Source organism: Bifidobacterium amazonense, assembly GCF_018555435.2.
Lineage (GTDB): Bacteria > Actinomycetota > Actinomycetes > Actinomycetales > Bifidobacteriaceae > Bifidobacterium > Bifidobacterium amazonense.
Window position 1 is genome coordinate 81,386 of the sequence record NZ_JAFEJT020000001.1, and the last position, 13,291, is coordinate 94,676.

11 protein-coding genes are annotated in these 13,291 nt (G+C 65.3%); 5 read left to right on the forward strand and 6 right to left on the reverse strand.

All coding sequences use genetic code 11. The features are described from left to right. Nucleotides 1–62 precede the first annotated feature (62 nt). Nucleotides 63–1,172: a LacI family DNA-binding transcriptional regulator gene (locus tag JS533_RS00305; RefSeq protein ID WP_241512577.1), complete on the forward strand. Its 1,110-nt coding sequence runs from the start codon at nucleotides 63–65 to the stop codon at nucleotides 1,170–1,172. Nucleotides 1,173–1,321: 149 nt separating this feature from the next. Here the strand turns inward: JS533_RS00305 and JS533_RS00310 are convergent, their stop codons facing one another. From JS533_RS00310 to JS533_RS00335, 6 genes are all read right to left on the reverse strand, one after another. Continuing rightward, on the reverse strand, nucleotides 1,322–2,557 hold the full coding sequence (locus tag JS533_RS00310) for an AGE family epimerase/isomerase (protein WP_241512578.1): 1,236 nt from the start codon (nucleotides 2,555–2,557) through the stop codon (nucleotides 1,322–1,324). Nucleotides 2,558–2,662: 105 nt separating this feature from the next. Next, entirely contained in the window at nucleotides 2,663–3,961 is a 1,299-nt protein-coding gene (locus tag JS533_RS00315; RefSeq protein WP_241512579.1) for a glycoside hydrolase family 125 protein, read from the reverse strand. A gap of 216 nt (nucleotides 3,962–4,177) precedes the next feature. After that, nucleotides 4,178–5,560 carry an L-fucose:H+ symporter permease gene (gene fucP / locus JS533_RS00320; protein WP_241512580.1) on the reverse strand — a complete coding sequence of 461 codons (1,383 nt, stop codon included), beginning with the start codon at nucleotides 5,558–5,560 and terminating at the stop codon, nucleotides 4,178–4,180. Between the two features lie 85 nt (nucleotides 5,561–5,645). Further along, the gene (locus JS533_RS00325; RefSeq protein ID WP_044088794.1) at nucleotides 5,646–6,035 is read right to left on the reverse strand and encodes a VOC family protein; all 390 of its coding nucleotides are present in this window, start codon (nucleotides 6,033–6,035) and stop codon (nucleotides 5,646–5,648) included. Nucleotides 6,036–6,314: 279 nt separating this feature from the next. Then, nucleotides 6,315–7,211, reverse strand: a complete 897-nt coding sequence (locus tag JS533_RS00330) for a carbohydrate kinase family protein (RefSeq protein ID WP_241512581.1) — start codon at nucleotides 7,209–7,211, stop codon at nucleotides 6,315–6,317. A gap of 90 nt (nucleotides 7,212–7,301) precedes the next feature. Then, the gene (locus JS533_RS00335) at nucleotides 7,302–8,519 is read right to left on the reverse strand and encodes an ROK family transcriptional regulator (protein ID WP_241512582.1); all 1,218 of its coding nucleotides are present in this window, start codon (nucleotides 8,517–8,519) and stop codon (nucleotides 7,302–7,304) included. A gap of 276 nt (nucleotides 8,520–8,795) precedes the next feature. On the opposite strand from JS533_RS00335, the gene JS533_RS00340 reads away from it, so the two are divergent. The 4 genes from JS533_RS00340 to JS533_RS00355 all read left to right on the forward strand — a co-directional run bounded on the left by JS533_RS00340 (nucleotide 8,796) and on the right by JS533_RS00355 (nucleotide 13,172). After that, on the forward strand, nucleotides 8,796–9,530 hold the full coding sequence (locus JS533_RS00340; protein WP_241512583.1) for a copper homeostasis protein CutC: 735 nt from the start codon (nucleotides 8,796–8,798) through the stop codon (nucleotides 9,528–9,530). A 243-nt stretch (nucleotides 9,531–9,773) separates the two neighbouring features. Continuing rightward, nucleotides 9,774–11,096 carry an ABC transporter substrate-binding protein gene (locus tag JS533_RS00345; protein ID WP_241512584.1) on the forward strand — a complete coding sequence of 441 codons (1,323 nt, stop codon included), beginning with the start codon at nucleotides 9,774–9,776 and terminating at the stop codon, nucleotides 11,094–11,096. 142 nt (nucleotides 11,097–11,238) lie between these two features. Beyond that, on the forward strand, nucleotides 11,239–12,210 hold the full coding sequence (locus JS533_RS00350) for a carbohydrate ABC transporter permease (RefSeq protein ID WP_241512585.1): 972 nt from the start codon (nucleotides 11,239–11,241) through the stop codon (nucleotides 12,208–12,210). Beyond that, entirely contained in the window at nucleotides 12,207–13,172 is a 966-nt protein-coding gene (locus JS533_RS00355; protein ID WP_420838598.1) for a carbohydrate ABC transporter permease, read from the forward strand. The genes JS533_RS00350 and JS533_RS00355 overlap by 4 nt, the downstream gene beginning before the upstream one ends. Nucleotides 13,173–13,291 lie beyond the last annotated feature (119 nt).

Genomic DNA, 13,291 nt, shown 5'->3' on the forward strand with positions numbered 1-13,291 from the left:
TAGTTAATCCTGTCAACGCTATGATGAGGGTGATACGCCGCTGTACGAATGGAAGTGAATCAATGGTGACGAAAAGCCCCGACGAGGCCGGGGGCGGCGCTGGCCGGCCCTCGGGAAAGGCCCGACGCGTGGGCCTCAAGGACATCGCCGACGAACTGGGCATCTCCCAGACCGCGGTGTCGTTCGCGATCAACGACCGCCCCGGCGTCTCCGAGGAGACCAAGCGCAAGGTCAAGCAGGCGGCGGCCAAACTCGGGTGGAGTCCGGTATATGCCGCACAGGCGCTCGGCTCGTCCAAGACCATGACCGTCGGCTTCGCCCCGACGCGATCGACCGACGGCCTGCAGGACGAGACCTTCATGCTGCACTTCATGTCCGGTCTGCACGAATCGTTCAGCCGCAAGGGCTACGGCCTGCTCTACCGTCCCTGCTCATCTCAGCGCGAGGAACTGTCCGTCTACAAGGACTGGGCGCGACGCAAGCGCGTCGACGGCGTGGTGCTCGTCGACCTGCGCGCCGACGACCCGCGCCCGACGCTGCTCGCCGACCTCGGCGTGGCCGCGGTGCTCGCCGGCGGCCCCGATCCGAGCGGGCTCATGCCGTCCCTGTCGATCGACGATTCGGGCACGATGGAAACGGTGCTCAGGCACCTGCTCGATCAGGGCCACCGCCGTATCGCCTACCTGTCCGGCGACTCCACGCTCGACTACAGCAAGGACCGCGAGGCGTCGTTCCGCGCGTTCGCCAAGAAAAAGCGGCTCGAATCCATCCACGTGGCCTTCACTGATTTCGACACGGCCAAGGCCGCCGAATTGACGCTGCAGATGCTGCGCCTGCCCGTGCCTCCCACCGCGTTCATCTACGAAAGCGAGACGCTCGCCGCCGCCAGCCTGCACGCCATCACCGAACGGCTCGTCGACGAGGATCTCGCCGGGCTGTCGGGGGAGCGGCGCTATCCGGGCGGCCTGCCCGCCATCGTCAGCTTCGAGGACAGCTTCGTATGCGAGGCGGCCTACCCATCCATCACGTCGGTGCACCGCGACGCCGGCGAATACGGCGCCAAAGTGGCCAAACTGCTGCTCAAGGTGCTCTCCGGCGAGCAGGTGAGCGGTAACCGCAAGATCCTCACGCCGACGCTCGTCGTGCGCGACAGCACGCTCAAGTCCATCTGAATCCGACGGGCGGCCGCCGGCCGTTCCGTTGCGTCAGGGCCCCGGCGAAGACCATGGGTGACATATATGGAAACGGAAAAAGGCTCCCCACGGGGAGCCTTTTTCCATGTCGCCCTATGACCGGCATGACGCCGGGTCGGCGGGTCGCGTCACTCGGCGTTCTTGACCGCGGTGGCGATGGACGTCGACGGGTCGAGGAACGGGATGAGCGTGGACTGGAACGCGTGGTACAGGTCGGACTTGCCCGGCCACACGGTGCCGATCACATGGTTGTCCTTGTCGAGCTGGTGGAACCAGGATCCGCCCTGGTGGTCGATGACGTGCTCGTCCACGTACTGCGCGAACGTGGCGTACCACTGCGCGTACTCGTCCTTGCCGGTCGCCGCGTACAGCGTCGCGGAGGTGTTGAGCGCCTCGGCCAGCGTCCAATGCATGCGGTCGGTGACCACCGGCTTGCCGTTCCAGTCGGTCGTGTAGGCGAGGCCGACGGTGCCGTCCGCGTTCCACGCGTCGGCCACGGCGCGCGCGAACAGATGCTCGGCGGCCTCGACGTACGGGGCGGCCACGTCCGCGTTCGGGAAGGAGCTCAGCGCCCACTGGGTGATCAGGCGGGCCCATTCGATGCCGTGGCCCGGGGTGGCGCCGTACGGCTTGAACTGGTCGTCCTTCTTGTCGGCGTTGAACTCGAGCTCGACGGTCCAGTCGGAGCCGAAGTGTTCCGGGATGCGCCACTCGTTGTTCTCGGCCCAGCCGAGCACGTGTTTGATGATGCGGCCGGCGCGCACGCGGTAGGAGTTGTCGCCGATGGCGTCGGCCACGGCGAGGAACGCCTCGACGGTGTGCATGTTCGCGTTCAGGCCGCGGTACGGGTCGAGCTCGGTGAACTCGGTGTTCCACGTGTCGACCGCCAGGCCGATCTTCTCGTCCCAGAAGTGCCTGTCGTAGGTGGCCAGGGCCTCGTCGAGCAGCTCCTTGGCGCCCGGGCGTCCCGCGAGCAGCGCGGAGGAGGCGGCGAGGATCACGAACGCGTGCGCGTAGCAGACCTTGCCCGGCTCCGGCGTGCCGTCCTCGTGCACCTGCGGGTACCAGCCGCCGTTCTTGTCGTCGTGCAGGATGCCGGTCAGGCCCGCGAGCGCCTTGTCGGCCAGTTCGCCGGCGCCCGGATAGCCGAGCATCTCGCCGATCGAGTAGACGTGCGCCATGCGGCTGGTGATCCACGTCTCCTCGCCGTGGGAGGGGTCGAGGGTGCCGTCGGCGTTCAGCCAGCCGGAGCCGCCGCACGGTGCAGGAAAGCCCTTGCCGAAGTTCAGTAGCTCATACGTTTCGGAGGCCATGAAGATGCGGTTGGCCTCGGTGCCGAGTACGTACTTGGGATTGGTGGTCATGATGTTCCTTCCTTGGGTTTGGTCGGCCGTGGCCGAAGGGTTGCGTTATCGGAAAGTATTTGGAAAGCGCTTACCGTCCTATGGATAGTATACGCACGTTTCGCGTCAGCGCTTGACGCGAATGTCGAAGTAGTCCATCACCAGCTCGCAGAACATCATGTTCGACCAGCTGAACCATTCGCGCGTGTACTTGGTCGGGTCGTTCACGTCGATGCCCTCGTGCATCAGGTGCGTGCCCGCGTCGGTCGCGACGAGCCGGTCGAGCACCTGCGCCTTGTAGTCATGGTCGTCGCCGGTCATCGCCTCGATGGCGAGTGCGATCGGCCACACATAGTTGGCGGGAGTGTGCGGCGAGCCGATGCCGCGCAGATATTTGCCCTCGTAGTAGTACGGGTTCTCGTCGCTGAGCAGCGTGCGGCGCGTCGCCAGATACGTCGGGTCGTCCGGCTCGCAGAAGCCGAGATACGGCGCGGCCATCAGGCTCGGCACGTTGCTGTCGTCCATGACGTTGTAGTGGCCGAGTCCGTCCGTCTCGTACGCCCAGATCGTCTCGCCGTCGCGGTTGGTCGTCGTCGCGTGCCGTGCGATGCCGTCCGTGATCGACCGGCGCAGATCGGCGGCGCGGGCGACGATCGTGGGATCGTCCAGCACGTCCCCGCCGAAGATGCGTTCCAGATAGCCCATGACCACGGCCGCGAACATGTTCGACGGCACCAGATAGTGGTAGGTGCATGCATCGTCGCTCGGGCGGAAGCCGGACCATGTCATGCCAGTGACGGCGACGGGGGAGCCCTTGCCGTTGTTCTCCAGCGATTCGGTGGGCAGGTCGCAGTCGCGTTCGAAGAAGTACGGCGAGTCCGTGTGGTCGCGTTCGGTCTCGAACACGTCGAGGATGCGCCGGACTCCGGCGACGAACTCGTCGTCGAACTGCGACGTGCGGCCGGTGTTCGCATACAGCAGCCAGGCGAGCTGGATCGGGTAGCACAGCGAGTCCACCTCGTACTTGCGCTCCCACAGCCACGGGCTGGAGAAGTCGGAACGGTCGTCCTTGTCCCAGCTTGCGCCGGACGGCGTCTCGTTGAACGCGTTCGCATACGGGTCGATGGTGATGAAACGGAACTGCTGGCGCACCAGGCCTTCGATCATCGCGGCCAGATCGTCGTCCCCGGCGGCGATGGGCAGGTACGGGCGCAGCTGGGCGGTCGAATCGCGCAGCCACATCGCCGGAATATCGCCGGTGAGCAGGAACGTCGTGCCGTCGTCGTGGCGGTTGACGGTGGTGGTGAGCGTGTTCGCGAAGCATGCGTTGAAGTTCTCCGCCCATCCGGCGTGCTCCTCGCCGCACAGGTCGGTGATGCGCCGCATGAACGCCGCCACGCTGGAGGGGATCTCGGTGTATGCCATGATGGTCTGCCTAACTTCTTTGTTAACGGTGTTAATCAATGTTGTCGGGACTATTCTAAATCGGTTTAGTTCCCGACACGCCAAGCACGCGGAGAGAAGCGGACGGGCACGGGCGCAACGCGGCGGAGAGACGAAGGAGGCATGAAAAAGGGCCCCGCCGAAGCGGGGCCCGTGTCCCTGGAAAGAAAGACTGGGAATCGATTCCGGAGGGAGCCGTCAGTTGGCGATCTCGCCGTCCTCGGTCATGGCCTTGAGCTGGGCCGGGGTGTACTTGTCGCGCTTGAACTCGGAGACGAAGTACAGTCCGACGATGAGCAGCTCGATGGCCGGCAGGATGAACGAGAACTGCATGTTCACCGCATCGGAGAGCGCGCCCTGCGCCATCGGCAGAAGCGCGCCGCCGACGAGCGCCATCACGATGATCGCGCCGGCGGTCTCGGTGTGGCGGCGGTCCTCGACGGTCTTGAGCGTGCGCGAGTAGATCGTCGGCCAGCCCGGGCCAAGGAAGAGCGAGACGAGCACGGCGAGCCAGACGGAGGCCATGCCGGGCACGAACGCAGTGCCGATGAGCACCACGCAGCCGACGATCATGTACACCGCCAGCACGCGCGTCTCGCGGAACTTCGACAGCAGGTAGGATGCGGAGATACGGCCGACGAAGAAGATGATGTAGCTGATCATCATGTAGTTCGCCGACTCGCGGTCTGAGATCGGGGCGCCGGCCTGCTCGGACACGTTCAGCGCCAGGCGCATCGTGAACGACCAGATGCCGGTCTGCGCGCCGATGTAGATGAACTGGACGGCGATGCCCTGCCAGAAGCGGCCGTTATGGCCGAGGTAGCTCATCGTCTCGCCGAGCGTGGCCTTCGCGACGTCGCCCTCCTTGGTCTGCGGGCGGCACTTCGGGAACCTGACGACCGCGAACAGCACGATGAAGACGAGCATGACGATCATGACCACGATGTACGGCTGCAGCGTGCGGCCGAGCTGTTCGGAGGCGAGGTCGAGCGCGCCCTGCGGATCGGTCTTGCGCAGCTTCTCCATCTCGGTGTGCAGGTTGGAGTCCTGGAACACGAAATACTTGCCGAGCAGCACGCCGGTGAGCAGGCCGAGCGCGTTCATGGTCTGCGCCACGTTGAGTCGCAGCGTGCTCAGGCGCTTCGGACCGAGCAGCGTGGCGTACGTGTCGGCCGAGGTCTCGAGGAAGCTCAGGCCGATCGCCTCGACGAAGATGGCGAACAGGAAGATCTCGTACGTGATCAGGCGCGAGGCGGGGAAGAAGATGAAGCAGCCGAGCGCGAAGAACGCGAGGCCGGTCATGATGCCCACCTTGTAGCTGGTCTTCTTGATGAACAGCGATGCGGGAATCGCGATGATGAAGTAGCCGGCATAGAACGCGGACTGCACGAGCGCGGTCTGCATGTCGGTCAGCTCGAACACCGGCTTGAACTGCGTGATCAGCACGTCGTTGAGGCTCGAGGCGATCGCCCAGAAGGCGAACAGCACCGAGGTCATCGCGAACTGCAGGACCGGCGTGCGGTCGAGGTATCCGTCGGGGCTTTCCACCCACGGCGTGGTCTTGTCAGCGGTCTTGCCCATGAATAAGTCCCCCTTTTTGAACGTTAGGCAATGATTTCCGATAGCTGACGTCGGCGGCCCTATGACCTCCCGGCCGCCTGGAAAGTCACATGATCTGGCAGAATTCGATGACCTCGTGGTTGGGGCCGAGCACGTTGAAGTAGCGGATGCCGTGCTCCCAGAACGTGTCGATGTGCTGGATGGAACCCTCGACGAAGTCCAGGCCGAGCTTCTGGGCCTCGGCGAACGAGGCCTCGATGTCGGTCGAATCGAGTGCGAAGTGGTTGATCGCGCCGTTTTCCATCGGGGTCGGATCCATCGTCCACACCTCGAGCGTGAGGTTGTTCAGGCGCAGGAACGTGCAACGGTCCTCGCCGTTCGGGTAGATGCCGAGGCATTCGAATCCGAGCCTCTCGTAATAGGCGATGGTGCCCTCGAGGTCGGTGGTGGGGATGCCGACGTGCTGCACGCCGGTGACGGTGTCGCGAATGCTCATGGGTGTCCTCCTTCGGAAAATGAGCTTGTCGGCCGTCCTTCCGCCGCGCATCCATGCGTGGCGTGGAAGAGACGACCTCGTCAAGTATATGTCGAACCGGTTCTATCGGCGGAATTCGGCGGTTCCTCCCGCGTGTCCGGTATGTCGTTAGCGCGCACATCCGGAGATGCACGGACGCCGCCCCTCGCGGCCCGGCGGTGTATCGCGCTGGGCCGCGAGGGGCGGCGTCCGATGGGGTCGAGCCGGCCGGCAGATCGACGGATCGGCCGGCCGAATCGATCACTCGCCGGCTTCGGCGAGGTAGTCCGGCATGACGTCCGGGTACTTCGGCCAGGCGCCGGCCTGCGTGCACACGAACGCGGCGGTGTTCACGGCGGCGCGGTGCGCCTCGGCGAGGGTGTTGCCGAGCAGGATCTTCGCGGTGAACGTGCCGGAGAAGGAGTCGCCGGCGCCCACGGTGTCGTTGACCTCGACGTGCGGGGTGTTCAGCGTGGAGGATTCGCCGTTCTTGGAGATGATGGTGGAGAAGGTCGAGCCGCCGGTCAGGATCACGTAGTCGAGGCCGTACTCGGACATGAACCAACGGCAGGCCTCGTCGTCGGACGTACCGCGGATGTTGAACATGTCGCGCAGGAGCAGCAGCTCGGCGTCGTTGATCTTGAACACGGTGGCGTATCCGAGCAGCTCCTCGATGAGCTCCTTGGAGTAGTGGTCGCCACGCAGGTTGATGTCGAAGAACTTCATCGCGCTGGCCTTGGTGTGCTTGAGCAGCTCGACGATGGTGTCGTGCGACTCCTGGGAGCGCAGGCCCAGCGTGCCGAAGCACACGGCGTCGGCCTGCTCGGCGACCTCGATGAGCTGACGGGTGAGCAGCAGGTGATCCCATGCGACGCCCTTGACGATGGTGTACTCCGGGATGCCGTTCTTCAGGGCCACCTCGACGGTGGAGGTCGGCCACGCGTTGCGCTGGATGATGGTGTGGATGCCGGCCTTCTCCGCCTCCACGAGCAGTTCATCGCCGAGCGCGTCCTCGCCGACCGCGCTGATGGACCAGCCTTCGGTGCCGTTCATCATCGCATGGTAGGCGAAGTTGACGGGGGCGCCGCCCGCGCGCTTGCCGGTGGGCAGCATGTCCCACAGCAGTTCTCCAAGGGACAGGACGATGGGCTTGGCCATGATGGTTCCTTTCTTGTTTGTCGCCCTCGACCGTGCGGTTTCGGGCACTTGCTCTTTTGATTGTAGTTGCAAATCCTGTTGGCGCGCCGTTCAGGCGCTTTCGAGAAACGCCGACGGCTGTTCGAGGAAGCGGTCGATCGCCACCGCCGCCGCGCCGCCGAGCGCCGCGTCCGAGGGCAGCGACGACAACGTGATGGAGGTCGACTCATTGAGCTCGGGCAGCACGTGCCGGTCCACCGTCTCGTGCACGACGTCGAGCAGCAGGTCGCCGGCCGCCGCGCCGATGTCGCCGATGACGATCCGTTGCGGGTTGAACATGTTGATGATGGTCACGCAGCCGAAGGCGACGTAGCGCGCCGCCCGGCGCACGATCGCGGCCGCGCGCGCGTCGCCGCCGGCGGCCATGGCGAACAGCTCGCGGCATGCCTGCGCGTGCGTGAGCCGTGCCGCACCGTCGATCAGGCCGCCATCCTCGACGATCATGCGGTGGATGGCGGTGGCCGAGCAGTAGCGTTCGAGGCAGCCGACGTTGCCGCATTCGCACGGCAGTCCGTTGACGACGTCGACGCTGACGTGGCCGAGTTCGCTGGCCGCGCCGAGATGGCCGTCGATGATGCGGCCCCGTTCGACGACGCCCAGTCCCACGCCCTCGCCGATCAGGTAGTAGGCGAGCGAGTCGGCCCCGGCGTTGTCCGGGTCGAACAGGCACTGGGCGAGCGCGCCGGCGCGGGCGTCCTGCTCGACGAAGACGGGCACGCGGAACGCATGCGCGAATTCGTCGAGGAAGTTGACCTGCTTCCAGCCCTGCATCGAGGAGACGACCGCGGTGCGGCCGGAGTCCTTGAGGTAGGGGCCGGGCACGGCCATGCCGACGGCCACGATCGCCGCGTCCGATGCGAGCATGTCGCCCACCGCGCGGTGGATGGCGGCAAGCGTGGCGGGGATCGTCTCCTCGGTGACCTTGTCGATCTCGCGCACATCGAGCGGCGTGCCGGCGAGGTCGAACAGGCCGATCTGCACGATGCTGCGCGCGAACTTGACGCCGACGACGTGGAACGATCCGACGTTGAGCCCGAGTCCGATGGAACGGCGGTTCTTGCGCCCCTCCATGCCGCCGGTCTCGCGGATCACGCCGGTTTCGATGAGTCGCGCGGTGATCTTGGTGACGGCCGCGGGGGTGAGGGACAGCGCCTCGGCGATCTGTGCGCGGGAACACACGCCGTTGCGGTACAGGTGACGCATGATGCGCGAGCGGTTCGCTTCGGAGACGGATGCGATGGACGTTGCGGTGGTGCCGTTGTCTGCCATGTCCTGCTCCTTTGCCGGCTCGGTCGCGTCGTCGCGTGGCGCGTGCTGATGTATGGTGCTGTATCGTCGTGCTTGTATCGGCGGTGATGTGTCTCGTCGTTGAAGCTGAACGATGTTTATATATTAACGCCGTTAATCAATGGCTGCAAATCGATTGACGTCCCGGCGTGTCGCCGATTTGCCTCGGGTGCGGGTAATGCGACAATCTGGACGTGACGCGTCCGGTTTCGATGTGTGCCGCGCGTAGCCGAACGAGAGAACATCGAAGGAGATGGCATGACACTGGAAATCGCGGTACAGGACGTCTCGGGGGCGGTGATCGCGCTCGAGGAGGGTGCGGATCGCATCGAGCTGTGCATGGCGCTCGGCGCCACCGGGGGAGTGACCCCCAGCTTCGGACTCATCCAATCGTGCGCGCATGTCGGCGTGCCGCAGGGCGTGCAGGCGCTGATCCGCCCGCGCGGCGGCGCGTTCGTCTTCGACCCCGGCGAGCTGCACGTCATGGCGGTGGACGTGCGTTCGGCCATCCTGGCCGGCGCCTCCGGCGTGGTGGTCGGCGCGCTCAAACCCGACGGCACGGTCGACGTGGCGGCCGCCGAGCGTCTGGCCGACGAGGCGCGCGCGGAGGCGGAGCGTTGCAACCGCAGGGTGCAGATCACCTTCCATCGCGCGTTCGACATGGTGCCCGACCAGTTCGCCGCGCTCGACACGCTCATCGAGCTCGGATATACGCGCGTGCTCACCTCCGGCGGTGCGGCCACCGCGCCGCAGGCGCTGGACCGTCTGCGTGACCTGGTGGCCCATGCGGCCGGGCGCATCCAGATCGAGGCCGGCGGCGGCGTGACGGTCGGTTCGATCCCCGCGTTGCGCTCCACCGGCGTCGACGCCATCCACATGAGCGCCAAGACCACCGTTCCCTCGCCGGGAGGCCCCGGCGGAGGCGGCGCTGATGCCCGCATCGAGAAGACGGACCGCGACGTCGTGCGGGCCGCCGTCGCCGCCATGCGCTAGCGGATCCAAGCCGCTTCCATTCCGCTCCCGACTTCTCGTGAAGTCGGGAGCTTTTTGTTAAGAAGATTTACCAAATGGTAGTTGCATGGGTTGTTGCCCATGGGAAAATGGCCGAATTTCAATGATGTCAGGTAGGACACGCGGTTAATGTAAAGGTAGTTGACATTTAAGCTCCGGAGACGTAGTCTAAACACAGTTGCCACGCCGAGGTGGCAGCCAGACAACTCGAAGAGGAGTGGAACCATGGTGAACAAGAAGAGGCTGATGGCGGGATTCTCCGCGCTTGCCGCGCTGTCGATGGGACTTGCAGGCTGCGGGTCCGACACCAGCACCAACACCAACGCGTCCGACGGCGGCTCGTCCGACGGCGGCGTGGTGAACATCACCTACATGCACCGCCTGCCCGACAACGACGGCATGGTGCTCGTCAACGACATCGTCGCCAAATGGAACAAGGAGCATCCCGAGATCCAGGTCAAGGCCACCAAGTTCGACGGCAAGGCCTCCGAGATGATCAAGAAGCTCGAGACCGACGTCAAGAACGACAACGCGCCCGATCTGGCGCAGGTCGGCTACGCGGAGCTGCCCGAGGTCTTCACCAAGGACATGCTGCAGGACGTCACCGAATACGCCGAGCAGTACAAGGACCACTTCGCGTCCGGCCCGTACTCGCTCATGCAGGTCGGCGGCAAGTACTTCGGCCTGCCGCAGGACACCGGCCCGCTGGTCTACTTCTACAACAAGGCCGAATTCGACAAGCTCGGCATCTCCGTGCCGACGACCGCCGACGAGATGATCGCCTCCGCCAAGAAGGCCGCGGCCGCCGGCAAGTACATCATGTCCTACCAGCCCGATGAGGCCGGCAACATGATCTCCGGCCTGGCCGGCGCCTCCGGCGGCTGGTACAAGGTCGAGGACGACGCATGGGTCGTCAACACCGAGACCGACGGCTCCAAGGCCGTGGCCGACCTCTACCAGCAGCTGCTCGACGCGAAGGCCGCCACCACCAACGCCCGTTGGGACGCCTCCTTCGACGCCTCGCTGCAGGACGGCTCGCTGATCGGCACCGTGGCCGCCGCATGGGAGGCCCCGCTGTTCATGGGCTCCGCGGGCGAGACCGGCGCCGGCGACTGGCAGGTCGCCCAGCTCGGCGACTGGTTCGGCAACGCGGGCAAGACCGGCCCCGACGGCGGCTCCGGCGTCGCGGTGCTCAAGACCTCCAAGCACCCCAAGGAGGCCATGGAGTTCCTCGACTGGTTCAACACCCAGATCTCCGACCTCGTCTCGCAGGGCCTCGTGCCGGCGGCCACCACCGCGGACGCCGAAACCCCCGAGGACTGGGCCAAGTTCTTCGGCGGCCAGGACATCATGGCCGAGTTCAAGACCGCGAACAACAACATGGGCGACTTCACCTACATGCCGGGCTTCTCCGCCGTCGCCGCCGCGATGAACACGACCGCGGCCAAGGCCGTCGACGGCTCCGGCAAGGTCGAGGACATCTTCTCCGTGGCGCAGACCACTTCGATCGACACGCTGAAGAACCTCAACCTGTCCGTCAAGGAGTAGAGGGAAGCCTCTGACCGGTTCTTTCCCGGCAGATGACAGCCGTTGCAACACCATCTGAGAAAGGCCGGAGTCCAAGGCTCCGGCCTTTTCTCGTGAATCACATCGTTTCCATCCGTTATCGTCCGAAAGCAAGGTCGTTCCCATGTCCGCAACCACGCACACGACGAAGGCCCCGGGCGCCGGGGCGGCGGCCAAGCCGAAGCGCTCCGACGCGGCCAAACGCGAGAACCGCACCGGCTGGGCCTTCATGGCGCCGTTCGCCATCCTGTTCGCGCTCGTCTTCATCCTGCCCATCGTCTGGGCCATCTACTCCAGCTTCTTCCGCCAGGTCGCCGAAGGCGGCGGCGCATACGGCGGCGGCAAGCTCGTCAACAAGTTCGTGGGGCTGCAGAACTTCCAGTTCGTCGTCACCTCGTCCGCGTTCTGGTCCGGCATCGGCCGCGTGCTGCTCTACACGCTCATCCAGGTGCCGTTCATGATCATCGCGGCGCTCGCGCTCGCCATGCTGCTCGACTCGTTCATCGTCAAGCGCGTCACCGTGTTCCGCCTCGGCTACTTCCTGCCGTACGCCATCCCCGGCGTCGTCGCCTCGATCATCTGGGTGTTCCTGTACAACGGCCAGATCTCGCCGATCGTCAAGGGACTCGCCGCGATCGGCATCAACGTCGACTTCTTCGCCAAGAACATCGTGATCGGCTCGATGGCCAACATCACCACATGGACGTTCACCGGCTACAACATGCTGATCTTCCTCGCCGCGCTGCAGGCCATCCCGCACGACCTGTACGAGGCCGCGCGCATCGACGGCGCGAACGGCTTCCAGATCGCCATGCGCATCAAGCTGCCCAACGTGCGCGCCGCCGCGCTGCTGGCCATGCTGCTGTCCATCGTCGGCACCATCCAGCTGTTCAACGAGCCGGAGATCATGTCCGTATCCGATCCGAGCATCTCCAAATCGTTCACGCCGATGATGATGGCCCTGTACACCTCACGCGGCACGCTCACGCCGTCCGGCGACGGCCCCGCCTCCGCGGTCGCCATCGTCATGGCGCTCATCGCCGGCATCCTCGCCGCGCTCTACGCCCTCGCCGAAAGGAAGGTGAACCAGGAATGAGCCTCGCCGAAACTCGGAACATGAGCAAGGAGGAGCGCGCCGCCCTGCGCGCCCGCAAAAAGGCCGACCGCATCCGCGACCTGCACGCCAACGACCTGCCCCGTTCCATGCAGCCGTCCGCGCTCGTCAAGACCGTCACCATCATCGTGCTGGTGTTGACGCTCATCTACTTCCTCTTCCCGATCTACTGGGCGATCATCGCGTCCACCAAGACGCCGGCGCAGATGACCGGCAGCAACGGCCTGTGGTTCGCCGTCGGCATCGCCGACCTGCCGAACGCGATCGCCACCAACTACGGCAAGCTGCTCGGCTGGACGCGCGGCAACTTCTGGCGCTGGGTGCTCAACTCCCTGATCTACTCGGGCGTCTCCGCCGCCGTGGGCACGCTCGTCGCCGTCATGGCCGGCTACGCCACCGCCAAGTTCAACTTCCGCGGCAAGAACCTCGCCATCGGCGTCATCATGGGCTGCATGCTCATGCCGGCCGCGCTGCTGACCATCCCGCAGTACTCGATCTTCCACGCGATGCACCTGACCGACACGATGCTCGCCGTGATCATCCCCTGCTGCGTCTCGCCGTTCGGCTTCTTCCTGGGCCGCGTGTACGCGCAGACCTCCGTGCCGAACGAGCTGCTCGAGGCCGCGCGCATCGACGGGGCGAGCGAGGCGAGGATCTTCTTCACCATCGTGCTGCGCATCCTGGCCCCCGCGATGGTGACGATCTTCCTGTTCCTGTTCGTCGCGACATGGAACAACTTCCTGCTGCCGCTCATGATGATCTCCGCCGACACGTTGAAGCCCGTCACGCTCGGCCTGTACGGCATGGTCTCGCTCGCCACGTTCAACGACCGCGGCGCCCTGATGATGGGCGCGCTGCTCGGCGTGCTGCCCGTGATCATCCTCTTCCTCGCCCTCCAGCGCTACTGGCAGGCCGGCCTCGCCGCAGGTGCGGTTAAAGGCTGACGCGTTAAGCGGGAAGCCCGGTGGGCTTCCCGTAGCGTCAGCCTGAGCGAGCCGATAGGTCGAGCGAAGGCAGCATTGAGCCTCGCGCGCAGCGCGAGTCCGTAATTGCAATATCGAAA

Excerpts from the sequence above, each read along its gene's own strand:
- JS533_RS00310 (WP_241512578.1), bottom strand. The coding sequence starts at position 2,557 with ATGACCACCAATCCCAAGTACGTACTCGGCACCGAGGCCAACCGCATC.
- JS533_RS00345 (WP_241512584.1), top strand. The coding sequence starts at position 9,774 with ATGGTGAACAAGAAGAGGCTGATGGCGGGATTCTCCGCGCTTGCCGCG.
- JS533_RS00315 (WP_241512579.1), bottom strand. The coding sequence starts at position 3,961 with ATGGCATACACCGAGATCCCCTCCAGCGTGGCGGCGTTCATGCGGCGC.
- fucP (WP_241512580.1), bottom strand. The coding sequence starts at position 5,560 with ATGGGCAAGACCGCTGACAAGACCACGCCGTGGGTGGAAAGCCCCGAC.
- JS533_RS00330 (WP_241512581.1), bottom strand. The coding sequence starts at position 7,211 with ATGGCCAAGCCCATCGTCCTGTCCCTTGGAGAACTGCTGTGGGACATG.
- JS533_RS00340 (WP_241512583.1), top strand. The coding sequence starts at position 8,796 with ATGACACTGGAAATCGCGGTACAGGACGTCTCGGGGGCGGTGATCGCG.
- JS533_RS00325 (WP_044088794.1), bottom strand. The coding sequence starts at position 6,035 with ATGAGCATTCGCGACACCGTCACCGGCGTGCAGCACGTCGGCATCCCC.
- JS533_RS00355 (WP_420838598.1), top strand. The coding sequence starts at position 12,207 with ATGAGCCTCGCCGAAACTCGGAACATGAGCAAGGAGGAGCGCGCCGCC.
- JS533_RS00335 (WP_241512582.1), bottom strand. The coding sequence starts at position 8,519 with ATGGCAGACAACGGCACCACCGCAACGTCCATCGCATCCGTCTCCGAA.
- JS533_RS00350 (WP_241512585.1), top strand. The coding sequence starts at position 11,239 with ATGTCCGCAACCACGCACACGACGAAGGCCCCGGGCGCCGGGGCGGCG.
- JS533_RS00305 (WP_241512577.1), top strand. The coding sequence starts at position 63 with ATGGTGACGAAAAGCCCCGACGAGGCCGGGGGCGGCGCTGGCCGGCCC.